Origin of the sequence: Amycolatopsis sp. CB00013 (assembly GCF_001905755.1) — a bacterium.
Classification (GTDB): Bacteria; Actinomycetota; Actinomycetes; order Mycobacteriales; family Pseudonocardiaceae; genus Amycolatopsis; species Amycolatopsis japonica.
Map to the genome: position 1 here is coordinate 647,970 of NZ_LIWC01000006.1, position 23,596 is coordinate 671,565.

At 69.9% G+C, this 23,596-nt stretch carries 18 protein-coding genes; 6 read left to right on the forward strand and 12 right to left on the reverse strand.

Going from position 1 to position 23,596, the window contains the following annotated elements; genetic code table 11:
* Positions 1-67 precede the first annotated feature (67 nt).
* The 3 genes from AMK34_RS36630 to AMK34_RS36640 are packed head-to-tail and all read left to right on the forward strand — an operon-like array spanning position 68 to position 4,757.
* Complete coding sequence (locus AMK34_RS36630; protein ID WP_073848379.1) at positions 68-2,506, forward strand: GcvT family protein; 2,439 nt, start codon at positions 68-70, stop codon at positions 2,504-2,506.
* Positions 2,503-3,648, forward strand: a complete 1,146-nt coding sequence (solA, locus tag AMK34_RS36635; RefSeq protein ID WP_073848380.1) for an N-methyl-L-tryptophan oxidase — start codon at positions 2,503-2,505, stop codon at positions 3,646-3,648. Before AMK34_RS36630 ends, solA begins: the two co-directional genes overlap by 4 nt.
* Positions 3,645-4,757 carry an aromatic ring-hydroxylating oxygenase subunit alpha gene (locus AMK34_RS36640; protein WP_073848381.1) on the forward strand — a complete coding sequence of 371 codons (1,113 nt, stop codon included), beginning with the start codon at positions 3,645-3,647 and terminating at the stop codon, positions 4,755-4,757. Before solA ends, AMK34_RS36640 begins: the two co-directional genes overlap by 4 nt.
* 29 nt (positions 4,758-4,786) lie before the next feature.
* Here the strand turns inward: AMK34_RS36640 and AMK34_RS36645 are convergent, their stop codons facing one another.
* From AMK34_RS36645 to AMK34_RS36655, 3 genes are all read right to left on the reverse strand, one after another.
* Entirely contained in the window at positions 4,787-5,419 is a 633-nt protein-coding gene (locus AMK34_RS36645; protein ID WP_083650100.1) for a dTMP kinase, read from the reverse strand.
* An 83-nt stretch (positions 5,420-5,502) separates the two neighbouring features.
* Positions 5,503-6,270, reverse strand: coding sequence for a hypothetical protein (locus AMK34_RS36650; RefSeq protein ID WP_073848383.1), 768 nt, complete (start codon positions 6,268-6,270; stop codon positions 5,503-5,505).
* Entirely contained in the window at positions 6,267-6,836 is a 570-nt protein-coding gene (locus AMK34_RS36655) for a papain-like cysteine protease family protein (protein WP_038508585.1), read from the reverse strand. The genes AMK34_RS36650 and AMK34_RS36655 overlap by 4 nt, the downstream gene beginning before the upstream one ends.
* A 250-nt stretch (positions 6,837-7,086) precedes the next feature.
* Between AMK34_RS36655 and AMK34_RS36660 the strand changes: the two genes are divergently transcribed.
* Positions 7,087-8,082 carry a hypothetical protein gene (locus tag AMK34_RS36660; protein ID WP_038508582.1) on the forward strand — a complete coding sequence of 332 codons (996 nt, stop codon included), beginning with the start codon at positions 7,087-7,089 and terminating at the stop codon, positions 8,080-8,082.
* A 67-nt stretch (positions 8,083-8,149) separates the two neighbouring features.
* Here the strand turns inward: AMK34_RS36660 and ahcY are convergent, their stop codons facing one another.
* A complete protein-coding gene (gene ahcY, locus AMK34_RS36665) occupies positions 8,150-9,622 on the reverse strand; it encodes an adenosylhomocysteinase (protein ID WP_038508580.1) in 1,473 nt (490 codons plus the stop codon).
* A 91-nt stretch (positions 9,623-9,713) separates the two neighbouring features.
* Between ahcY and AMK34_RS36670 the strand changes: the two genes are divergently transcribed.
* The gene (locus AMK34_RS36670; protein WP_073848384.1) at positions 9,714-12,008 is read left to right on the forward strand and encodes a hypothetical protein; all 2,295 of its coding nucleotides are present in this window, start codon (positions 9,714-9,716) and stop codon (positions 12,006-12,008) included.
* A 45-nt stretch (positions 12,009-12,053) separates the two neighbouring features.
* Here AMK34_RS36670 and AMK34_RS36675 read toward each other — a convergent pair whose 3' ends face one another.
* The 3 genes from AMK34_RS36675 to AMK34_RS36685 form a co-directional block, all read right to left on the reverse strand.
* The gene (locus AMK34_RS36675; RefSeq protein WP_073848385.1) at positions 12,054-12,758 is read right to left on the reverse strand and encodes an LPXTG cell wall anchor domain-containing protein; all 705 of its coding nucleotides are present in this window, start codon (positions 12,756-12,758) and stop codon (positions 12,054-12,056) included.
* Positions 12,759-13,014: 256 nt separating this feature from the next.
* Entirely contained in the window at positions 13,015-14,535 is a 1,521-nt protein-coding gene (locus AMK34_RS36680; RefSeq protein WP_073848386.1) for an amino acid permease, read from the reverse strand.
* A 231-nt stretch (positions 14,536-14,766) separates the two neighbouring features.
* Entirely contained in the window at positions 14,767-15,681 is a 915-nt protein-coding gene (locus AMK34_RS36685; RefSeq protein WP_073848387.1) for a cation diffusion facilitator family transporter, read from the reverse strand.
* 144 nt (positions 15,682-15,825) lie between these two features.
* On the opposite strand from AMK34_RS36685, the gene AMK34_RS36690 reads away from it, so the two are divergent.
* Positions 15,826-18,825 carry an AfsR/SARP family transcriptional regulator gene (locus AMK34_RS36690; protein ID WP_073848388.1) on the forward strand — a complete coding sequence of 1,000 codons (3,000 nt, stop codon included), beginning with the start codon at positions 15,826-15,828 and terminating at the stop codon, positions 18,823-18,825.
* 52 nt (positions 18,826-18,877) lie between these two features.
* Here AMK34_RS36690 and AMK34_RS36695 read toward each other — a convergent pair whose 3' ends face one another.
* The 5 genes from AMK34_RS36695 to AMK34_RS36715 form a co-directional block, all read right to left on the reverse strand.
* A complete protein-coding gene (locus AMK34_RS36695) occupies positions 18,878-19,387 on the reverse strand; it encodes a hypothetical protein (RefSeq protein WP_073848389.1) in 510 nt (169 codons plus the stop codon).
* 189 nt (positions 19,388-19,576) lie between these two features.
* A complete protein-coding gene (gene manA / locus AMK34_RS36700; protein WP_038508563.1) occupies positions 19,577-20,800 on the reverse strand; it encodes a mannose-6-phosphate isomerase, class I in 1,224 nt (407 codons plus the stop codon).
* A 66-nt stretch (positions 20,801-20,866) separates the two neighbouring features.
* Positions 20,867-21,958 (reverse strand): hypothetical protein, encoded by a 1,092-nt coding sequence (locus tag AMK34_RS36705; protein WP_073848390.1) that lies wholly within the window; start codon positions 21,956-21,958, stop codon positions 20,867-20,869.
* Complete coding sequence (locus AMK34_RS36710) at positions 21,942-22,163, reverse strand: Trm112 family protein (RefSeq protein WP_038508557.1); 222 nt, start codon at positions 22,161-22,163, stop codon at positions 21,942-21,944. The genes AMK34_RS36705 and AMK34_RS36710 overlap by 17 nt, the downstream gene beginning before the upstream one ends.
* A 52-nt stretch (positions 22,164-22,215) precedes the next feature.
* Positions 22,216-23,571 carry a phosphomannomutase/phosphoglucomutase gene (locus tag AMK34_RS36715; RefSeq protein WP_073848391.1) on the reverse strand — a complete coding sequence of 452 codons (1,356 nt, stop codon included), beginning with the start codon at positions 23,569-23,571 and terminating at the stop codon, positions 22,216-22,218.
* Positions 23,572-23,596 lie beyond the last annotated feature (25 nt).

Consider the following 23,596-nt stretch of genomic DNA (forward strand, 5'->3'; position numbering starts at 1 on the left):
CGCCTGTCACCCCGATGCCCGATGGTCCTTTGTGGACTTTTCGGGCAGGCAGGAGGTACCCCTCACCATGCCCCCCGTACCCCGCGTCGTCGTGATCGGCGCCGGCATCGTCGGCTGCGCGCTCGCCGACGAACTCACCGAACGCGGCTGGACCGACGTCACCGTGCTGGAACAGGGCGACCTGTTCGCCACCGGCGGGTCGACGTCGCACGCGCCCGGTCTGGTCTTCCAGACCAACGCCTGCCGCACGATGACCGAGTTCGCCCGCTACACCGTCGCCAAATACGGCACGCTCGACCTCGACGGGAACCCTTGTTTCCGCCCGGTCGGCGGGCTGGAGGTGGCCACCACCCCGGAACGGCACGCCGACCTGGCGCGGCGGCACGGCTGGGCCACCGCGTCGGGGGTCGAAAGCAGGCTGATCGATCCCGGCGAATGCGCGGCGCTGCATCCGTTGCTCGATCCGGCCAAGGTGCTCGGCGGATTCCACATCCCCTCCGACGGTCTGGCCCATCCCCTCCGGGCGGCCGAGGCACAGGCCCGCCGCGCGATCGGACGCGGCGCGAGGTTCATCGCGCGGCAGAAGGTCGTCGGCGTCGAACGGTCGGCCGGCCGGGTCACCGGCGTGACCACCGAGACCGGGAGCTTCCGCGCGGACATCGTGCTCTCGTGCGCCGGGATGTGGGGGCCGGTGCTCGGCGAACTGGTGGACCTCACGATCCCGCTGGTCCCGATGGCGCATCAGTACGCGCGCACCAGTCCCCTGCCGTCACTCGCCGGCGTGACCGAGGAGGCCACGAGGCCGATCCTGCGACATCAGGACGCCGACCTCTACTTCCGCGAACACGTCGACCGGATCGGTATCGGCGCGTACGGTCACCGGCCGATGCCGTTGCCCGCCAAGGAGATCGGCTCCGGCGAGGGAATGCCCTCGGAGCTCACGTTCACCCCCGCGGACTTCGAAGCGTCGTGGACCGCCGCCGTCGACCTGCTGCCCACACTCGGCGAGACCAAGGTCGAGGAGGGCATCAACGGCCTGTTCTCCTTCACCCCGGACGGCATGCCGCTGCTGGGCGAACACCCCGGTCTCGACGGGTTCTGGGTCGCCGAAGCGGTCTGGATCACGCATTCGGCCGGGGTCGCGCGCGCCATGGCGCAGTGGCTGGTCGACGGCAGGCCCGAAACGGATCTGCACGGCTGCGATCTCGCCCGGTTCGAGCGGGTGCAGCTGGCCCCGGACCACGTCATGGCTCGCAGCTGCCAGAGCTTCGTCGAGGTCTACGACATCGTCCATCCCTTGCAGCCCATGGAAGAACCACGGCCGCTGCGGACGAGTCCCTTCTACGAACGGCAAGCCGAGCTCGGCGCCTTCTTCCTCGAAGCGGGCGGCTGGGAACGTCCGCACTGGTACGAGGCGAACGCGAACCTTCCCGAGGTCGACCGCGTCCCCGCGCGCAACGACTGGGCCGCCCGGTACTGGTCGCCGATCGGCGGCGCCGAGGCACTGGTCGCGCGGCAGCGGGTCGCGATGTTCGACATGACGTCGTTGAAACGGGTGGAGGTCACCGGCCCCGGCGCGCTGCCGTTCCTGCAGACGATGACCACGAACCAGCTCGGCAAGAAACCCGGCTCGGTCACCTACACCCTGCTGCTCGACGAGGACGGCGGCGTGCGCAGCGACCTGACCGTCGCCCGGCTCGGGCCCGAACGGTTCCAGGTCGGCGTCAACAGCGCCATCGACATCGACTGGCTCCGGCGGCATCTCCCCGGCGACGGCGCCGCGCAGATCCACGAGACCACCCCGGGCACCTGCTGTATCGGGCTCTGGGGCCCGCTCGCGAGAGCCGTACTGCAGCCACTGTCCACAACGGACTTCTCGCATCAGGCCATGGGCTACTTCAAGACGAAACAGGCGTACATCGGCCATGTTCCGGTGACCGCGATGCGACTGTCCTATGTGGGCGAGCTCGGCTGGGAGCTGTACACGAGCGCCGACCTCGGCCGCGAACTCTGGGACACGATCTGGGAGGCGGGGCAGGCGCACGGGATCATCGCCGCCGGACGGGACGCCTTCTCCAGTATGCGGCTGGAGAAGGGGTATCGGCTGTGGGGCACGGACGTCACCACCGAGCACGATCCGTACGAGGCCGGTCTCGGGTTCGCCGTGCGGATGGACAAGGGCTACTTCGTCGGCCGGGACGCGCTGGCCGGTCGCTCGGAGGAAACGGTGACCAGGAAGCTGACCTGTCTCACCGTCGACGATCCGTACTCCGTCGTGCTCGGCAAGGAACCGGTGTACGCCGACGGCCGTCCCGCCGGGTACGTCACGAGTGCCGCGTACGGCTACACCGTCGGCAAGAACATCGCCTACGCCTGGCTTCCGGTCGAGTTCAGCCGGCCGGGAAGGCCGCTGGAGATCGAGTACTTCGGCGAGCGGATCCCCGCCGTCGTCGCGACCGAGCCGTTGTTCGACCCCGCCATGGCCCGGATCAGGAGCGCCGCATGAGTCATTACGACGTCATCGTCATCGGCCTCGGCGGGATGGGCAGTGCCGCGGCGTACCGGCTCGCCCGGCGAGGACGCCGCGTGCTGGGCATCGACCGCTTCGCACCCGTGCACAACCTCGGGTCCAGCCACGGCGGCTCGCGGATCACCCGGCAGGCGTACTTCGAGGATCCCGCGTACGTCCCGCTCCTGCTGCGGGCGCACGAACTGTGGGAGGGCGTCGAACGCGATTCCGGGCGGACGATCTTCACCCGCTGCGGCGGGATCATGCTCGGCGGTCCCGATTCGCGCACGGTGTCGGGCAGCCTGGCGAGCGCGCGGACCTGGGATCTGCCGCACGAACTCCTCGACGCGGCCGAGATCCGCCGCCGGTTCCCGACGATGAACCCGGCGGACCACGAAATCGCGCTGTACGAGGAGAACGCCGGCTTCGTGGTGCCGGAAGGCAGTGTGGCGGCGCATCTCCAGCTCGCCGCGCGGGCCGGGGCGGAGCTGCACCACGAGGAGGAGGTCCTTTCCTGGCGGGAGACGTCCACCGGAGTCCGGGTGGGCACGTCGCAGAACTTCTACACCGCCGAACAGCTGGTGATCTGCCCCGGCGCCTGGGCTCCCGGCCTGCTCACCGAACTCGGGATCGAGTTCACCATCGAACGGCAGGTCCAGTACTGGTTCGCACCGTCGGGCGGAGTGACGCCGTTCCGTGCCGAACGGCATCCGATCTACGTCTGGGAAGGCGAGGGCGGCCGCCAGTTCTACGGTTTCCCCTCCCACGACGACGCCGGAAGCGTGAAGGTCGCGTTCTTCCGCGGCGGCAGGCCCTGCACGCCCGAGACCATCGACCGGACGGTGCACGCCGAAGAGGTCGCCGAGATCTCGGAGTTCGTCGGGCGGAAGATGCCGGCGCTGCCCGGCACGTTCCTGCGCGGGGCGACCTGCATGTACACGAACACGCCCGACGAGCATTTCGTCATCTCCCGCCATCCCGAGCACGAGCGGGTGGTGGTCGCCTGCGGTTTCTCCGGGCACGGCTTCAAATTCGTCCCGGTGGTCGGTGAGATACTCGCCGACCTGGTCGTGGACGGCAGCACCGCGCATCCGATCGGCCTGTTCGACCCCGCCCGGTTCGCCGGAGTCGCGAGATGACGAGTCTCATCCCCACGCTGGGCGGCGGCTACTACACCGACGCCGCCATCTTCGCGGCCGAGCAGGAGAAGATCTTCGAGCGCCGGTGGTTCTGCGCGGTCCGGTCGGCGGACCTGCCGTCGGCCGGCGACTTCCGCACTGTCCGAATAGGACGGGAGAGCGTGCTCGTCAGCCGGGGCCGGGACGGCGGGCTGCGGGCGTTCCTCAACGTCTGCCGCCATCGCGGCGCCCGGTTGTGCACGGAGGAATCGGGCACGGTGAAACGCGCGTTCCAGTGTCCGTACCACGCGTGGACGTACGGGCTCGACGGCAAGCTGATCGCGGCGCCGAACCTGGCGAACCTCCCCGACATCGACCGGGCCGAGTACGGGCTGCACACCGTGCACCTTCGGGAGTGGCTGGGTTACGCGTGGGTCTGCCTCGCCGCGAACCCGCCGTCGTTCGAGGCCGACGTCGAAGGCGCGGTGCGCGAACGGCTGGGCGATCTGGAGTCGATCGAGCGGTACCGCCTCGACAAACTGTCGGTCGGGCGCCGGATCACCTACGACGTCAAGGCGAACTGGAAGCTCATCGTCGAGAACTTCATGGAGTGCTACCACTGCGCGACCATCCATCCGGAGCTGACCGAGGTGCTGCCGGAGTTCGCCGACGGGTACGCGGCGCAGTACTACGTCGGGCACGGCGCCGAATTCGGCGAGGACGTGGAGGGGTTCACCATCGACGGCGGTTCGGGTTTCGACCGGCTGGACGGCGTCGCGAACGACCAGGACAGGCGGTACTACGCGATCACCATCCGGCCGCAGGTGTTCGTGAACCTGGTGCCGGACCACGTGATCTTCCACCGGATGTACCCGCTCGCGCCGGACCGGACGGTCGTCGAATGCGACTGGCTCTATTCGGAGGAGGTCGTGGCGTCGGGACGGGACGTGTCACGGTCGGTGGAGTTGTTCCACCGCGTCAACGAGCAGGACTTCGACGCCTGCGAACGCTGCCAGCCCGCGATGGCGTCCCGTGCCTACCGCGGGGGCGGCGTGCTCATGCCCTCGGAACACCACATCGGCGAGTTCCACACCTGGCTGCTCACGCATTTAGAGGACGAAACGCGGTAGTTGCACGCGCAAGGACCGCATCCAGAGGACTAAGTGCGGAGGAGGGAGGTCGCGAGGGCCGGGGTGTCGACACCGGCGACGCCGTCGAGAACGTGCCAGGGCGCGAGCCAGCCCGTCGCGGCGAGTTCGTCGTAGACCACCGAGCACCGCTTCTGGAGCGCGTCGTCGGTCTCGAAGGAATCCCGCGCGCGGTCCGCGTCGCTCTCCGCGCGGCGCTGCGCGCGGTCGGCGGCGACGTCGGCGGTGACCCGGAGCAGCAGATGCGCGACGGGCACCGGCAGGCCGAACCGGTCGATCTCCAGTTCCTTGAGCCAGCGCACGAACTCGCCGTCCGCGCCCTGGTGGAGGCGCGCGGCGCCGTACGCGGCGTTCGACGCGACGTACCGGTCGAGCAGCACGACGTCGTGATCGCCGAGACGCGCGCGGATCTCGTCGGCCGCGCCCCGTCGGTCGAGCGCGTAGAGCATCGCCATGCCGTAGACGGAGTCGGCGAGGTCGCCGTGCCCGCGGTGCAGCGCTTCCTTCACGAGGTCGGCGTGCACGCTTTCGCCGTAACGTGGGAACGCGATGGACGTGACGCTCGCCCCGGCCGCGTTCAGCGCGCCGGTCAGCGCGTCGGCGAGCGTGCGCTTGCCCGCGCCGTCCAGACCTTCGATCACCACGAGACGTCCCACGGGCCTACTTTAGAGTGCCGTGGTCGACCGGCGGGCCAGACGGGTCAGCTCACGTCCGGCCCACCGGTCCGCTAGGGGACGCGCCTCTTCGAGTGCAGGAAGAAGCCGGCGACACCGATGAGGAGCAAGCCGCCGAAGATCAGCAGCGGGACGAAGCCGGTGTCCTGCGCGTCGGGTGCGGGGCCGCCGTCGCCGCGGGGCATCACTTGGGCGTTGTAGCCGCCGGCCTTGCCCTCTTGGGCGTACGGCGAGCTCGCGAGCATGTCGCCGTAGCGGCCGGAGACGGTCTTCTGATACTCCGCGAGGGTGGCCGAAGCACCGGTCGCCGAGCCACTGGCGCCCGCGTCGAGCATCGTCACCTGACCGTCGCGCAGCGCGTACCAGGCGTCGACCTGGGGTTCGTGGAGCAGCGTCGCACCGGCGGGCAACCGCCGCGCCAGCACGCTTTCCCGGTCGCCCGACGCGATGTTGCCGACGCGCCAGGCACCGTCGTCACCGCGGACCGACCACACGGTCGCGGTCTGCCCGTCGGACGCCGTCACCGGCACCGCCACGTAGGCGAGCCGTCCGGCGATCGCACCGTCACCGGCGACGAAATCCCTCGAAAGCTCGTAAACCGGGAAGGATTCGTCGATGACGCTCACCGACGGCGCGTGGCTCGAGCCACCCATCTGTGTGAAGAAGCGGCCGAGCTCCGCACGGAGCGTGGGGTCGTCGGCAGCCGCCTTCGCGGCCGCGAGATCTTCACCCGACAGCTGATCCGCGCGCGCTCCGGGCGCCGAGATCAGCAGCGCGACCGCGACCAGCCCGGCCAGCCCGAGGAACCGCCGGGCGCTCATCGCCGGATCCCGGTGAGGGTGTGGGTCCAGGTGAAGGACTTGTTTGCCGAGTAGAAGTCGTAGGTCGACCAGTTGTACCGGTTGCCGGTGGGCAGTGGATCCCCCCACGAGACCCACTTCCGGCCGGCGTCCGCCCCGTAGAGGACGTGCATGTGGCCGCCGCCCGAGGCCCAGCCGACCCGCGTCTGGACGGGCTTGCCGTCGCCGGTCTGCGCCTGGACGGCGGCGAAGGGGATGCGGCCCTTGAGGTAGTTCCCCGGGGCCGAGAAGCCGAGCTTGCCGAACGCGCGCCGGACGTCGCCCAGCGTTCCGGGCTTGTCGGCGCACTCCCGGCGTCGCTCGTCGTGGGCGATCCGGCAGAATTCGTTCTGGGTGACGGCCACGCCGTGGTGTGCCGCGATGGTGTTGCCGGAAGCCACCCAGCACCACTGGGACTTTTCCTGCGCCTGCATGGCGATGGGGTGCTGGCGGGCAGGCGCCGACGGCAGCGCGCTCGCCGGGGTCTGGATCGCCAGCCACGCCACGAGACTCGCGGCGCCGGCGGCGCAAACCCTCCTCGAGAACACAGGCACGACGGGCCTCCTGGTCACCATGGCGAACCAATGTGGTCACAACGGTGAACAGCAGGCTCACACAGAGCAAGATGGGCACTCGGCGGAACGGACCGTTCCGGGGCGTTTCCACACCCCGGAACGGTCACTCTTCCGGGGTCAACAACCCCGAACGGGGGACGTAGTGTTCACAGTGCGCTGCTAACGTGAACGTTCCGCGGTGTTCACGCTCAGCGCACACACTGGTCTGGTGAAGGGACGAGCGGTGACACGAGACGGGGACACCCCGACGATCATCGACGGCACGCGCCGTCAACCGCTCGAAGCCTTGCCCAAGGAGCTCGTCGAGGCACTCCGCAGCGGCGAATTTCACCACGCGCTCCGCCAGGCGATCGCCTATCGCGGCCTGTCCCTCGCCCGGCTCCGCGCCCACCTCGGGCTCCGCGGTGTCCAAATCGGACAGTCGACGTTGAGCTACTGGCAGCGCGGATTGCGCCAGCCGGAGGTACCCAAGGCGCTCCCGGCCGTACGTGCGCTGGAATCGGTGCTGCAGCTGCCCGCGGACGCGCTGGTGGTGCTGATCGGACCGCGGACGGCGCGGGCGCGCGGGCACCAGATGGCCGCGTCGTTCCACGACATCCGTTCCGGTGACATGGGCTCGATCGTCGACCAGCTGCTGGCCGAACTGGGCGCGTACCCGTCTTCCAACCGGTACAACGCCGACCTCGAGATGCTCGCGGTGCACGACACGATCACCTTCGACGCCGCGCACCGGCAGGTCGGCCTCCAGACCCGGCTGGTGTGCCGGGCCCGGCGGCACGGCCCGGACCGGTACGTCACCGTCTACAACGGCGACCCCGGCTGCAACATCGGCGACGTCGAGCTGATCACCGCCGAGGGCTGCCGCGTCGGCCGGATCCGGCGCAACGCCGAAGCCGAGACGATGGCCACCGAGCTGCTCTTCGACCGGAAGCTCGCCGAGGGCGAGATCCACGTGTTCTGCTTCGAGGTCCGCGACGACTCCGGCACCGCTTCGCCCGGCTACTTCCGGATGCTGCGGGACCAGTGCGCCAGCTACCTGGTGCAGCTGAAGTTCGCGCTCGGCGCGCTGCCCGCCCGCTGCACCCGGCAGTTCCGCACCCGCGACGACGCCGTGCCCGTCGAGTCCGAGGAGCTGCCGCTCGACATGGGCGGCGTGACCAGCGGTTTCTTCAGCGACGCCGGTCCGGGCCTGGCCGGCATCGAGGTGGAGTGGCAGTAGCGTCCCCATGCAATGAAAGGTCCTTTCCTCGCAAAATTTGCGAGGAAAGGACCTTTCATTGCAGCGGTCAGTACCGGTAGTGGTCGGTCTTGAACGGACCTTCGACGTCCACGTCGATGTACTCCGCCTGCTCCTTGGTCAGCTTCGTGAGCTCACCGCCGAGCGCGTCGAGGTGGATCTTCGCGACCTTCTCGTCGAGCTTCTTCGGGAGGCGGAAGACCTCCTTGTCGTACTCCTCGTGCTTGGTGAACAGCTCGATCTGCGCGATCACCTGGTTGGAGAAGCTGTTCGACATCACGAACGACGGGTGCCCGGTCGCGTTGCCCAGGTTCAGCAGGCGGCCCTCGGACAGCACGATGATGCTCTTGCCGTCAGGGAAGACCCACTCGTCGACCTGCGGCTTGATGGTGATGCGCCGGATGCCCGGGTAACGCTGCAGGCCCGCCATGTCGAGCTCGTTGTCGAAGTGGCCGATGTTGCCCAGGATCGCCTGGTGCTTCATGCGCGCCATGTGCTCGACGAGCACGACGTCCTTGTTCCCGGTGGTCGTGATGATGATGTCGGCCTCGCCGAGGACGTTCTCCAGCTTCTTGACCTGGTAGCCGTCCATCGCCGCCTGCAGCGCGCAGATCGGGTCGATCTCGGTGACGATCACCCGCGCGCCCTGGCCGCGCAGCGATTCCGCGGCGCCCTTGCCGACGTCGCCGTAACCGCAGACGACCGCGACCTTGCCGCCGATGAGGACGTCGGTGCCGCGGTTGATGCCGTCGATCAGCGAATGCCGGATGCCGTAGCGGTTGTCGAACTTCGACTTGGTCACCGCGTCGTTCACGTTGATCGCCGGGAACAGCAGCTCACCGGCGGCGGCGAGCTGGTAGAGCCGCAACACGCCGGTGGTGGTCTCCTCGGTGACCCCGCGGACGCCTTCGCCGATCTTGGTCCACTTGCCGGTGTCCGCCGCGACCGAGGCCCGAAGCAGTTCGAGGAACACGCGGAACTCGTCGGAAGTGTCCTCGTCCGGCGAGGGGACGACGCCCGCCTTCTCGAACTCGGTTCCCTTGTGCACCAGCATGGTGGCGTCGCCGCCGTCGTCGAGGATCATGTTGGGACCTTCGCCGTCCCAGGTCAGCATCCGCTCGGTGCACCACCAGTACTCCTCCAGCGACTCGCCCTTCCAGGCGAACACCGGGACACCCTTGGGTTCCTCGGGGGTGCCGTGCGGGCCGACGACGATCGCCGCGGCGGCGTGGTCCTGGGTGGAGAAGATGTTGCAGGAGGCCCAGCGCACCTCGGCACCCAGCGCGACGAGGGTCTCGATCAGCACCGCGGTCTGTACGGTCATGTGCAGCGAGCCCGAAACGCGGGCTCCCCGCAAGGGATACACCTCGGCGTATTCGCGGCGCAGCGCCATCAGGCCCGGCATCTCGTGCTCGGCGAGGCGGATCTCCTTGCGGCCGAACTCGGCGGCCTCGAGATCGGCGACGGCGAACTCGATGCCGTTGCGGGTGTCGTGCCGCTTGGCAACGCTTTCGGGGGTCATATGCGCGCTTCCTCCAAGGTTGGATGACATCTGAACAGTACCGTTGTCGGTTCAGTCCCCACTGGAACGGTTTGGAGGCTTCACCGTGGTCATGCCGGGTCCCGATACCCGCGTCGTCGAAATACGCGTACCCGGGCTAGTGGGCACGAGCGGTGAAAGCCTGCTGGATTCGACGTCGGTGGTCGACGTCGCGGGCGACGGCGTCGGCAGGTTGATCCGGCCGTCGGACCGGCTGCGCCGTCCCGCTCCCGGTCCGGTGCTGCCCGCGCTCGGCCGTTCGATCCCGCGCATCCTCGAAGGCTACCTGTGGAGCGGCATGACCTCCGGTGGCGCGGCGAAGGCGACCTGGGCGCTGCTGTTCCCGTTCTCGCTGGCGAACGTCGCGCATTGGATGCTGCCGCCGGTCCCGGAAGGCAGGCGGTCCGCGGCGCTGCTCGGCGGCGCCTGCCGGGGGCTGCTGCGGGTGGCCTCGCTGCTGCTGACGATGTTGCTGATCAGCCAGCTCGCGGTGGTCTCGCTCGACCTGTTCGCCGCGCAGTGCCTCGCGCCGGGTTCGACCTGTCTCGAAGGAGCGCCGTCGTTCCTGCGCGACTTCGCGCCACTGCGGACGGCGATCGGCGTGGTGCCGTTGCTGGCGCTGATCTTCGTGCTCGACCGGATCCCGTCGTCGGACTGGCGCTCGCGGAACCGGGTCCACCGCGAGCACAGTTCGAGCCCCCTGCAGCCACAGGACCTGCCGCGGACGCCGGGGCTGCGCACGCTGCACACCGTCGCCGCCTTGACCTGTGTCGCGCTTCCGTTGCTCGGCGGGCCGTTCCGGCTGCCGTCCGCGACCTTCGACCTGGTGGTCTGGATCTGCGCGCTGGCACTCGTCCTCGCCGCGCTGGTGGCCTCGACGGTCGGTTTCTCGGCCGGGCCGGTGATCCGGGGCGGGCTGATCGCATTCGCCGTCGTGCTGGTCGGGATCGCCGTCGTGCGCCGGACACCGCTGCCCGCGGGACTTCCGGGCGGCGGGCTCGGCGGAGCGGACGGGACGGTCGAAGCACTGGGTGCGGCGATGGTCACGGTGACCGTGCTGTTCGCGCTGATGCTCGTCCCGGCGGCCCTGCTCGGCCGATCGACGTGGAAACACCTGCCGCACCGGCTGCGGCCGTGGCTCGGCGGCTGGGCCGCGGCGCCGGTCGTCGCGCTGGCCGGGCTGCTCGGCGGCGGGTTCGGCGCGGGGCTCGCGGTCGCGCTGCGGCAACTGGTCGGCGCGAGCGAACTCCGGCTGCCCGACACCTACTCCCTGGTGACCGTGCTGTGGGGTGCCGGTCTCGCGCTCGCCGTCGTGCTCGGCGTGCTGGGCTTCGCGGTCGCCGTCCCGTTGCGACGGCTGCGCCGGGGCATCCCGAAGATCGTCGCGCTCATGGAGATCAGCAAGGCGCAGGAAGAGGAGGCCGCCCGGGTGTGGGCCCGCGCCTCGTGGGAACGCAAGCATCTGCACCATCTCGCGCTCACGGTGGCGCTCGCGATGGCGGCGGGTGGCGGCGTGCTCTTGGTGCTGCGCTTCGGTTTCGGCCCGCTGGGCGCCTGGTCCAAGCCGATCTCCGCGATCGGCGTGTTCGCGCTCGGCGCCATGGCGGCGGGGCTGCTGCGTGTCGTGTTCGCCGCCGCGACGACCCCGAAACGCAGCCGTCACCTCGGCGCGCTGGCGGATCTCGTGTGCTTCTGGCCGCGTGCCGCCCATCCGACCGTGCCGCCGAGTTACGCGCTCAGGGTCGTCCCGGAACTCGCGGACCGTGTCAAGGAACATCTGGCCGACCCCGGCACGCGGGTCGTGCTGTCCGGCTACAACCTCGGCAGCCTGCTGACCGTGCTCGCCGCCGCGCGCGTCATCGCGGACCTCCCGCCGGAGGACCGTGACCGCGTCGGGCTGCTGACCGCGGGCTCACCACTGCAATGGGGCTATCAGCGCGCGTTCCCCGCGATGCTGCCGCAGACGCAGCTGGCCGGGCTCTACGAAGGTCTCGACGGCCGCTGGCGCGCGCTGTGCCGCGGCACGGACATCTTCGGCGGCGGCGTCACGACGTGGCGGCATCGCGTGGTGGCCGGGAAGCTGCTGGGCGACGGCTACCTGCCCGGCGGCGGCACCGGACCGCTGGCCGCCGAACCCGACGAGCAGGGTGTCCTCGTGCTCGGCGGCGATCACTGGCTGCCCGACCCGATGCGCGGGCCCACCGGACGGCACCGCTGGGCGCCCGGCGTCCTCAAGCACACGGACTACGTCGTCGACGCCGAATGGGACAACGCCGTCGCGATGGCCGCCGGTCTCGGCCGCCCCCGCCCGACGAATCCTTGGGGCGAGCAGGGTTCGCTGTTCGGGGACTTCCCGCAGATGCGCTGAAGGCCCCCTTCGCGAGGAAGAGGGCCTTCAGGCGTCAGCTGGTTTTCAGTCGGTCTTCCCGCGGCGCACGCGCAGCAGGACCAGGACGCCGGCACCGGCCAGGACCAGCAGGCCACCGGCCCACAGCAGCCAGGCGTTGTCGAAACCGGTGTCCGCGAGGCCGCCACCGTTGCCGCCGTTACCGCCGACGTTCGGGGCGGGAACCGCGGTGCTCGACGGCGCGGAGGTCTCGGACGGCTTGTCCGTGGTGGTCGGCGCGCTCGTCGGCGGCTTGGCCGTCGTCGTCTTCGTCGGCTCGCTCGGCTTCGTCGGCTCGGTCGGCTTGGTCTTCTTCTCGCCACAGGCGAACCAGTGGCTGATGTCGGCCTGCTTGCCGCCGCCGTTCATCGGCGAACGCAGCTTCTCCCACGGCGGGGTTTCCGCGAGGCCGCGCTTGCCGGGCTCGTAGATGTTGTAGCCGTCGCCGCCCTTCACCACGATCGCGGTGACGGTGACGCCTTCACCGACCGCGGTGATGTTGAGGTACTTGTCGTTCTCCGGGCCACCGGTGAAGGTCAGGTCCTTCGTCGAGATCTCGGTGCCCGGCAGCTTCGCCTTCTCACAGGTGCTGACGTTCTTCGGGGTCGGGATGGCGCGGGGGTCGTCGGTGTGGCACGCGAGCGCGGTGCCCGTGACGCCGAGCAGGGCGGCCGTCGCCAGCGCGACGACGGTGGCGGCGGAGCGGACACGCCGCGCGGAAATGATCTGCATTCAGAGCTCTCCTGTACCGATCGGGGGACAAACGAGCAAAGCGTGGTGCCACCTCCGAGGGAACGCGGTCAACTCGCGGTACTTCTGCAGGAGTCGCGTTAACCCGTCAGGGGGAAGCAGGTCCCGGACGGTATCGCACACGGATTTTACGGCGACATCGGGACCCCCAGGTGTTATCGCTCCGAGACCGGACTGCCCGCGCACGAAAACGGCCCACCATCCACAAAGGAATGGTGGGCCGTCGAAACGAGAATGATCAGTCCGAAACGGACGTCGGGACCTCGTCCTTCTTCTGCTTGCCGAGCAGCGAATGACGGCGGCTGTAGACGAAGTAGATGAGGACGCCCAGCACCATCCACGCGATGAACCGCAACCAGGTCAAAACGGTCAGGTTCAGCATCAGCCACAGGCAGGCGAGGATCGCCAGGATCGGGACCACCGGCACCCACGGCACCCGGAAGGCGCGGGGCAGATCCGGTCGCGTCTTGCGCAGCACCATGACACCCGCGGAAACGAGGATGAAGGCGAACAGCGTGCCGACGTTGACCATCTCTTCCAGCTTGTCGGCCGGGAAGAAGGTCGCGGCGACGGCGACCAAGCCGCCGACGACGATGGTCGCCCGCTTCGGCGTACCGTTCGCGCCGGTCTTCGCCAGCGAACGCGGCATGAGGCCGTCGCGCGACATCGCGAAGATGATCCGGATCTGGCCCAGCATCAGCACCATGACGACGGTCGTCAGACCGGCGAGGGCGCCGACCGAGATGATGTTGGCCGCCCAGTCGACGCCGTTGGCCGCGAACGCGGACGCGAGCGTCTTCTTGCCGCCGTCACCCGCCGAGGTGGCGAGTTCCTTGTAGTTCACCATGCCGACGACCACGAGCGACACGGCGACGTAGAGCACCGTGACGATGGCGAGCGAGCCGAAGATGCCGCGGGGCACGGCCTTCTGCGGGTTGCGGGTCTCCTCGGCGGTGGTCGCGACGATGTCGAAACCGATGAACGCGAAGAACACCAGCGACGCCGCGGCCAGCAGACCGAAGACGCCGAACGAGCTACTGCTGCTGCCCGCGAACACCGAGAACAGCGACTGGTCGACCCCGGTGGCCGACGATTCGGCGCCGGACTGGGCCTCCGGGATGAACGGGCTGTAGTTGGAGCCCTTGATGTAGAAGATGCCGAGCACGATCACGAACAGCACCACCGCGACCTTGATCCCGGTGATCACCATCGAGAACCGTGAAGACAGCTTCGTGCCGAGGGCGAGCAAGGTCGCCAGCACCAGCACCACGATCAGGGCGCCCCAGTCGACGGGGACACCGCCGATCTCGAACGTCGTCTTCGTGCCCTTGCCGAAGATGTAGGAGAGCACGGTTTCGAGGTAGGCGGACCAGCCCTTCGACACCGCGGCCGCACCGACCGCGAGTTCCAGGATGAGGTCCCAGCCGATGATCCACGCCATGAACTCGCCGAAGGTGGCGTAGGAGAACGTGTACGCACTCCCGGCCACCGGGACGGTCGACGCGAATTCCGCGTAACAGAGAGCCGCCAGCGCGCAGGCGATGGCGGCGAAGACGAACGAAAGCGACACCGACGGGCCCGCGTAGTCGCCGGCCGTGCGCGCGGTGAGCGTGAAGATACCGGCACCGATGACGACGGCGACGCCGAAGACGGTCAGGTCCCACGCGCTCAGGTTCCGCCTGAGCTTCGTCCCCGGTTCGTCGGTGTCAGCGATGGACTGCTCGATGGATTTCGTACGCCACAGACCGTTTCCGGGCACCCTTGACCTCCTACACCTGACTGCGGTTCAACGGACCCTATCGCCCGGTCGTGACGGCAGCGCGGTGGGAGAGCAACGAAGTACCCGGAGGTCGCGGCGGTAATCGGCGGAGTACGGAGAGTTGCTCCGGATGGCGGTCGCGCCCCCGCCGACGCCATGAAAGGTCCTTTCCTCGCAAATTTCGCAAGGAAAGGACCTTTCATGGCATCCGTGAAGCGAGCGGAGACCGGCTCACGCCAGCGCGCGGTCCAGGTCCGGCTCCAGGTAGATCAGCTTCGCCGTCGGCACCTTCGCCCGCACACGCGCTTCGGCGTCGTCGATGGCCTGCGCGATATCAGCGGTCTCCAGCCCCGGCACCAGCGCGAGCTTCGCGGCCACCAGCATCTCGTCCGGCCCGATGTACAGCGTCCGGATGTGGATGACCCGCTCGACCTTGCCCGCGGCGAGTTCGTCGACGATCACGTCGAGGTCGGCCTCGGAGGCGCCCTCGCCGATCAGCAGGCTCTTCATCTCGATGATCAGGATGATCGCGATGACGCCGAGCAGCAGGCCGATCGTCACGGTGCCGATGCCGTCCCACACCGGGTCGCCGGTGACGACGGAGAGCCCGACGCCCGCGAGCGCGAACACGAGGCCGAGCAGCGCACCCGCGTCTTCGAGCAGCACCACCGGGAGTTCGGGGGTCTTGGCCTGGCGGATGAAGGCCCACCAGCCCGCGTCGCCCTTGATCTTCTTCGACTCCTGGATCGCGGTGTAGAAGGAGTACGACTCCAGCCCGATCGCGACCACGAGGATGCCGACCGCCACCAGCGGCGAGGTCAGGTCCTCGGGATGCGAGATCTTGTGGATGCCCTCGTACAGCGCGAACACCGAGCCGAGGCTGAAGAGCATCAGCGCGACGATGAACGAGTAGAAGTACCGGTCCCGCCCGAAGCCGAACGGGTGGGCGCGGGTCGCCTTCCGCTGCGAGGTCTTCTGGCCGAGCAGCAGGAGGCCCTGGTTCGAGGTGTCCGCGAGCGAGTGCACGGACTCGGCCAGCATCGAGGACGACCCCGTGATGAGGAAGCCGGTGAACTTCGCGGCCGCGATTCCGGCGTTCGCCACGAGCGCGGCGATGATCGCCTTGGTTCCGCCACCTGCAGACACTTGCAACTCCCCAAATGGTGTCCCGATATGCCGGGTTCGAAGGCTAGCAGCGCAGATGAGCCGGTACGCGCCGGGCGGGACAGGTCACAGAATTGTCGGGGCCCCTCGCTAGTCTCGCCCCTCTCATGACCTGGGGAGGTGCCCGTGCCGCGATTCGGCGTGCTCGGACCGTTGACGATCGAGGACCCGCCCGGGCGGCGCACGACGCCGCGCGGCGATCATCAGCGTGCCCTCCTCGCCGTCCTGCTGCTGAACGCGAACTCGTCCGTCCCGGTCGACGCCCTGGTCGAGACGCTCTGGCCGGATACGCCGCCGAAGTCGTACTCCTCGAATCTGCACACGTACGTCTCCCGTCTGCGGGCCAGGTTCGAGGGGCTGGAGATCGAGCGGGATCCGCACGGCTACCGGCTGGTCGTCGCGCCCGCCGACCTCGATCTGCTGTCTTTCCGCGAAGCCGCCGCGGCGGGAAAGGCCGCGGCGCGGGCGGGCGATCCGGCGTCGGCCGCGGGGCATTACCGCCGGGCCCTGGCGGAATGGCGCGGGCCGGTCCTGTCCGGGCTGCACGTCCCCCGGCTCGACGCCGACGTCGCCCGGCTCGAGTCGGAGCGCCTGGCCGCCTTCGAAGACTGTGTCGACGCCGAGCTGTCCGACGGCAGGCACGGCGAGCTCACCGGTGAACTCCAGGCGATGATCACCGAACATCCGTTGCGCGAGCGGCTGGCCGCGCAGCTGATGATCGCGTTGCACCGCGCCGGACGGCAGGCCGATTCGCTGGCCGTCCACCGCGAGCTGCGCGCCACGCTCGTCGAGGAGCTCGGTGTGGAGCCCGGCGCCGAGGTCCGCCGGGTGCACGCCGCCGTGCTGCGCGGTGAGGATCCGGTGCCCTCGGCGAAGGCCACGCCGATCTTCCCGATCTGCCAGCTGCCGCCGGACATCGCGGATCTCGCGGGCCGCGAGAGCGAGATCGCGAAGCTCTCCGGGCTGCTCGGCGACGGCACGGGCGTCCCGGTCGCGGTGATCACCGGCGAGCCGGGCGCGGGCAAGTCCACGCTCGCGGTCGCCACCGCGCACAGGCTCCGCCGGTCCTTTCCGGACGGACAGCTGTTCGTCCCGCTGGCTGGCGCTTCCGACCCTCGCGACCTCTCCGACGTCCTCGGCGACCTGTTGCGCGCTCTGGGCGTCACCGGGCCCGCCATCCCGGACGACGTCGAAGCCAGGGCGGCGGTCTATCGGGGCCGTCTCGCCGATCGCCGGGTCCTCGTGGTGCTCGACGACGCCGCCAGCCCCGAACAGGTCCGCGCACTGCTGCCGGGCACGCCGGGCACCGCCGTCCTGATCACCAGCAGGCGGCGGCTTTCCGGGCTCGCCGGGGCGGATCGTCTCCCCCTCGCGCCGCTGTCGGGCACCGAGGCGATGACCCTGCTCGCCCGCCTCGCCGGACCGGATCGCGTGGGTGCCGAACGTGCGGACGCGGAACGGATCGCCAAGGCCTGCGGCAATCTCCCGCTGGCGTTGCGGATCGCGGGCAGCAGGCTCGCGATGCGGCCGGGCCTGCCGCTGGGGAAGCTCGCCGGGCGGCTGGAGGACGAGGTCTCGCGCCTCGACGAGCTCCAGGTCAGCGATCTCCAGGTCCGCGGCAGCATCGCGTTGAGCTATCAGGCGCTGAGCCCGGCGGCTCGGCGCGCGTTCCGGCTGATCGGCCGCTGCCGCACCCTCGACCTGCCGGCGTGGGCGGTGACGACGCTGATCGATGACGAAGACGCGGACGAGGCCATCGACGAACTCGTCGAAGCCAGCCTGCTCGAAGCCACCGGACTCGATGCGACGGGCGAGCAGAGATTCCGCGTGCACGACCTCGTCCGCGTGTACGCCACGGAGCTCGGCCGGGAGCTGGAAACCCGCGCCGAGCGGGTGGCCACCGTCGCGAAGGTGTCGGACGCGGCGCTGTGCCTCGCCGACACGGCGGCCCGCCGCCTGCCGAGGACGGTGCCGATGCCGTTGTCGGATCACGACATCCCCGCGCAGCCGCTGGAAGCCGAGCTGGTCGAGCGGCTGCTGAGTGATCCCGGCACCTGGTTCTCCGTGGAGCGGGCGAACCTGGTCTCCGCCGTCTCGTCGCTGTGCGCCGTGGGCTGGCGGCGGAAAGCGTTGCGGATACTGGAAAGACTGAGCGCGTACCTGTACCTGCACAGTCATTACACCGACATGCGGACGTCGTACGAGACGTTGCGCGACGCCGCCCGCGAGGCGGAAGACCGGCACATCGCCGTCATCGCGGACGCGAATTTGGCGGTACTGCTGCATGTTCGCGGCGAGTACGAACGCGCGGCCGAGGGTTATCGCGCGTGCTCGAAGGAATTGGCGGAGCTGGGCGACCTCGCCACCCGGGCGTGGGTGGAGACCAATCTGGCGCATTGCCTGGTCGGGCTCGGCCGGGCCGGGGAATCGCTGCACGCCGCCACCCAGGCCCGCGAAATGTCCACTGTGGAGGATTCCGGGACACACGCGAGACGGGCGGAATCCGCCGCCCTGCACCGGCTGGGCAAGATCTCCGAAGCGCTGGAAATCGATCGCCGGATCCTCTCCCAGGCGCGGGAATCCGCCGACGACCGGCAGCTCGGCGTTGCCCTGCAAGGGCTTTCGTGGTCGCTGATGCTCGACGGCCGCCAGGAGGAGGCCCTGTCGACGATCGAGGAATCGGTCCGCGTCCTTCGCCGGACGACGGCGAAATCGGCGTTGGCGAAGTCTTTGCGCACCCAGGGCGCGATCCTCGCGGGCGCCGGGCGGCGCGAAGGTGCGGTGAAGGCCTACGAGAACGCGCGGCGCCTGGCCGGAGCACTCGAAGAACGACCGCGAGAGCTTTCCTGCACCCGCGCGATCGCGGCGAGCTGGATCGGCGACGGCCGGGCCGACCGCGCGATCCCCGTACTGCGCCGATGTCTCGACGAATTCCGCGCCATGGGCGGGAAACCGGCGACGGGCCTCACCCTGCACGTGCTGCGCAGGGCGTACGAGGCCGTCGGGGAAACAGAAGCGGCCGAGGCGGCGGGTGAAGAGGCGAAGCGATTGGAAGTCCCCCACGACGCCAACGCTTCGACCCTCGTCCGGTTGCTGTTGTCGCTCACCGAACCCGCCCCGGCCTGACCGAGTGGTGCCCGACCCCTCAGACGGGCACCACCCGGAAGTCACCCGCACTTCACAGGGCGGCGTGCCGTGGTTCCCGCCGTCCGGCGGAGAACCAGGCCAGCGTGATCGCCAGCACGCCGTTGGCCACGGCGTCCCACACCGGCGGCGAAGCGGCCCCGAGCCGCGAGACCGCGAACATGGTGATCAACCCGGCGACGGTCAGCATCACGCGGACGGGCTGGGTGCCCGTCACCACCAGTGCGGCGGTGAGCAGCACCTGCGCGCCGAGCGAGACGAGCACGACCAGCGGGAGGTTCAGCCTGCTCTCCGCGCCCGCCGCGAGCTCCTGCAGGCCGCTCCCCGCGGCCTTGACCGACTCGATCGCGTCACCGGCGAGCCCCGCCATCGCCTGCGCCGAGCCGACCAGCTCCTGGCCGCTCGGTACCGGGAGGACCAGGTCGACGACCGGGACGAGCGCGGTGACGACAGCGAATCCGAGCGCGGCGAGCAGGACGGTGGGGCGCACGGGAACCGGCACCCGGAAGGCACGTCCGCTCGCCGCGCCGGGATGGGAAGTCACTGCTGTCGCTCCTTGGCCGTCGATGTCCGGGACGAGCCGACGCCAAGCGCCGGGTCACCCCTTCGGTCGATGGTCGCGGAAGCCGCCACACGGAACGCACACACTTCGGCCAAGCCCGCGTTTCGTCCTCTGAATGCGGTCCTTGCGCGCGCAAGGACCGCATTCAGAGGACGAAACGCGGGAGGAGGATCAGCAGGTGCCGGCGGTGGCGCGGAACACCTGGGTGCGTTCACCGGACAACGGCCGCACGCGGACCGCCGGGTCGGCGGCCGGGAGCCACACCGACTGGCCGCGGCGGAGTTCGACCTGCTCGCCGTCGTCGGCCGTCACCAGCAGGCCACCGGCGGTGCACAGCAGGATCTGGGGGCCGACGTCGTGGACGGCGACCTCGCCGTCGTCCCCGGCCTCCCATTCGATCCGCGACAGCTCGAACTCCGGCGCGTCGGTGCGGTACACCGACAGCCGCTCTTCGCGCTCTCCGCTCTGGACAGGCATCTCCCCGCACGCGAAGTCGACGACGCGCAGCAGCTCCGGCACGTCGACGTGCTTCGGGGTCAGCCCGCAGCGCAGGATGTTGTCCGAGTTCGCCAGGATCTCGACGGCGGTGCCGTGCAGGTACAGGTGCAGGTTGCCGGCGGGTAGGTAGATCGCCTCGCCCGCGCTGAGGGTGAGCCGGTTGAGCAGCAGCGCCGCGAGCACCCCCGCGTCGCGTGGATGCGCTTCGCCGAGTTCGAGGATGGTCCGGCATTCGACGTCGAACTCACCGCGTTCCTGGACGTGCTTCACGCACGAATCGAGGACCTCGGGCAGCAGTTCGTCGAGCGCGGCCTGCGGCAGCGTGATCCACGTGGTGAACAGCGCGCGCAGCCCGGCCGGATCCGGCTGGGCCTCCAGCAGCACCGCGTACTTCGCCAGCCCGGGCGTCTCGATCGCCTTCAGCAGCGCGATCGTGCGTTCCGGGTCGCGGAAGCCCGCCAGCGCGTGGAACTCCGTCAGCGCGCAGACCAGTTCCGGTTTGGCCGTCGGGTCCGGGTAGTTGCGGTTCGAGGCGTCGCGCGGGATGCCCGCCGACTCCTCGCGCGCGTACCCTTCCGCCGCCTGCGCGGCCGACGGGTGCGCCTGCATCGAAAGCGGCTCTTCGGCGGCGAGGATCTTCAGCAGGAACGGCAGCCTGCCGCCCCAGCGGCCGGCGCAGGTCGTGCCGAGCTGGCCGACGGGATCGGCTTCGACGAGCTCCAGCAGGCTCCGCTCGGCGCCGTCCGGGCCGATGACGTGGGACGGGTCACCGGGGTGGGCGCCCATCCACAGTTCCGCCTCCGGATGCGGCGCCGGCACCGGACGCCCCAGCAGCTCGGGGATCGTCGTTCTGGACCCCCACGCGTAGGGCCGCACGGCATTGCGCAGCAGCTCCACTGTCACCTCAACTCCTCGCCGGGCACGGGTGGTGCCGGCCCTCATTGCTTACGTCGCGCTCGGGACTCACGCCGTTGCAGGCGTGTACCTCCCGGCGCCGCCGATGCTGCCGACGGCCAGCCCCAGGTACACCGCGGCCAGCTCGAAACGCAGGGCGAGAACGGCCGCACGCACGATCTCGTCCGTTTCGATCTCTTCGGCCGGGGCGATCACGTCGCCGCCGGGCAGCAGGTCTTCCGCCTGATAGCGGGCCGCCTCCGCGGCGGGCCCGGTCCGGACCGAGAGGAGCAGCACCCTCGGCGTCGCGCCTGCCCCCTCCTCAGGGTCCGCGAAGATATCGCGATCCACGCCGCCGGACAACGCCGCCCGCCGCAAAGCGGGCCTGGCCAGTGCCTGGCGGTAGTCCTCCACGTCACAGACGACGGCGGCGTGCGCGGCGAACGCGTGGGCCGCGTGCTCGCCGACGGCGACCGCGACCGGGTCCAGCCCCCACAACAGCGGCTGGCGCTCGGCCAGCTTCAGCGCCATCGCCTTGGCCGGGTTCGCGAACGAGTCCCTGGCCAGGTAATCCTTCTCGGCTTCCGCGTCGAGGTGGTCCGCGAGCTGCTCGAGGTCGGCCACCAGCAGGCCAAGGGCGTTCGCGGTGAGCAGGGCGGCGGCGAGCCCGCGCGGGAAGGCCATCTCCGGCGGAACCGGGAGCCTCGGCGCGAGCAGCAGCCCCTTGCCCGCGACGGAGGCCGCGACCGGGCCTTCGGCGGGCGCGGACAGCACGACGGTCGCGCCGAACCGGGCGGCGCGTTCCAGTGACGCGGCCAGCTCGCGGTCACCGGCGTCATCGGTGTGCGCGAAGACCACGTCGAGCGCGCCGATCCAGCTCGGCACCACCTCGGCGACGACGACCGGCACCGGGCACGACGGGGTCAGGAGCGCGGCGACCAGCCGGGTCAGTGTCCGGCTGACCCCCGGCCGGTCGATCAGCACGAGCGAGCGCGGGCGCCCGACGTCCAGGCGATCGCTCAGCTCGAGTTCTGCCGCTGCTTCGGCGGTCGCCCGGACCTGGGCGCCCGCCATCGCGGCGGCACGGAGAAGCCCCGCGGTGTCGGCCTCGGCCAGCCTCGCGGGATCGTCGAGCAGGGAATCGTCAGGGACCGTCGGCATGGGCGCCATCCGGGGTCGTCGGCTCGGTGGCTTCGTCCAGCAACAGTACCGGGATTCCATCACGGACCGGATACACGCGACCGCATTCCGTGCAGGTCAGCGAATCGGCCTCCGGATCGGCCGGCGTCCCCGGCCGCAGCGGCGCGTGATCGGGGGACGGGCAGGCCAGGATCTCCAGCAACTGTGCGTCGAACGTGACGGCCATGGTTACTCCCTACCTGTGGGACATCTCTATGTGTGTTTTCACGACACATTCGTTACCCACGGACTATCGTCAATACGTCTTCGGTCAGCGCCCGGACGGCCTCGGCGTCGGCGGCCTCGACGTTCAGGCGGAGCAGCGGCTCGGTGTTGGACGGGCGCAGGTTGAACCAGCCACCGCCGGGGAGCTGCACGGTGAGCCCGTCCAGTTCGTCGATCTCGACGCCGTCACGCGCGCCGAAGGCGTCCTTGACCGCGATCATGCGGGCGACCTGGTCGTCGACGGTCGAGTTGATCTCACCGGACGCCGCGTAGCGCGAGTACTCCGCCGTCAGCTCGGACAGCGGGCCCGCCTGCTCGCCGAGGGCGGCGAGGACGTGCAGCGCGGCCAGCATGCCGGTGTCGGCGCGCCAGAAGTCGCGGAAGTAGTAGTGCGCGGAGTGCTCGCCGCCGAAGATCGCGCCGGTCTTGGCCATCTCGGCCTTGATGAACGAGTGCCCGACCCGGGTGCGCACCGGCTTGCCGCCGTGCTCGGCGACGATCTCCGGGACCCCCTTCGACGTGATCAGGTTGTGGATGATGGTGCCGCCCGGCTCCTTCTCCAGCTCGCGGATGGCGACCAGGGCGGTGATGGCGCTCGGCGAGACGGGCTCGCCGCGCTCGTCGACGACGAAGCACCGGTCGGCGTCGCCGTCGAAGGCGAGACCCGCGTCGGCGCCTTCCTCGCGCACCTTCGCCTGGAGGTCGACGATGTTCTTCGGGTCGAGCGGGTTGGCCTCGTGGTTCGGGAAGTTGCCGTCGAGTTCGAAGTACATCGGGACGACCTCGAGGGGCAGGCCCGCGAAGACCGTGGGGACGGTGTAGCCGCCCATGCCGTTGCCCGCGTCGACGACGACCTTCAGCGGACGGCTGCCCGACAGGTCGACGAGCTTGCGCAGGTACGCCGCGTAGTCCGCGAGGACGTCCTGCTCGGTCACCGAACCGCGCTGGCCCGCGAAGGCGGGTACGCCCTGCTCGACGGTGTCGCGGATCTCCGCGAGACCGGAGTCCTGGCCGACGGGGGCGGCGCCGGAACGGCACAGCTTGATGCCGTTGTACTTCGCCGGGTTGTGGCTGGCCGTGAACATGGCGCCCGGCAGGTTGAGCGAGCCGGACGCGAAGTACAGCTGGTCGGTGCTGGCGAGGCCGATCGACACGACGTCGAGGCCCTGCGAGGTCACGCCGTCGGCGAAGGCGGTGGCGAGCTCGGGCGAGGAGTCGCGCATGTCGTGGCCGATCACCACGGAGTCGGACTCCGGCTTGATCAACAGGGCGAACGCCGATCCGAGGTCGCGGACGAGTGCCGCGTCCAGCTGCTCACCGACCACGCCGCGAATGTCGTAGGCCTTCACGATGCCCGAAAGGTCTGGCACGCCTGCTCCCCGCCAATAGTCTCGT

Coding starts and splice junctions, on each gene's coding strand:
- AMK34_RS36630 (WP_073848379.1), top strand. CDS start 68: ATGCCCCCCGTACCCCGCGTCGTCGTGATCGGCGCCGGCATCGTCGGC.
- solA (WP_073848380.1), top strand. CDS start 2,503: ATGAGTCATTACGACGTCATCGTCATCGGCCTCGGCGGGATGGGCAGT.
- AMK34_RS36640 (WP_073848381.1), top strand. CDS start 3,645: ATGACGAGTCTCATCCCCACGCTGGGCGGCGGCTACTACACCGACGCC.
- AMK34_RS36650 (WP_073848383.1), bottom strand. CDS start 6,270: ATGAGCGCCCGGCGGTTCCTCGGGCTGGCCGGGCTGGTCGCGGTCGCG.
- ahcY (WP_038508580.1), bottom strand. CDS start 9,622: ATGACCCCCGAAAGCGTTGCCAAGCGGCACGACACCCGCAACGGCATC.
- AMK34_RS36670 (WP_073848384.1), top strand. CDS start 9,714: ATGCCGGGTCCCGATACCCGCGTCGTCGAAATACGCGTACCCGGGCTA.
- AMK34_RS36675 (WP_073848385.1), bottom strand. CDS start 12,758: ATGCAGATCATTTCCGCGCGGCGTGTCCGCTCCGCCGCCACCGTCGTC.
- AMK34_RS36705 (WP_073848390.1), bottom strand. CDS start 21,958: ATGCCGACGGTCCCTGACGATTCCCTGCTCGACGATCCCGCGAGGCTG.
- AMK34_RS36710 (WP_038508557.1), bottom strand. CDS start 22,163: ATGGCCGTCACGTTCGACGCACAGTTGCTGGAGATCCTGGCCTGCCCG.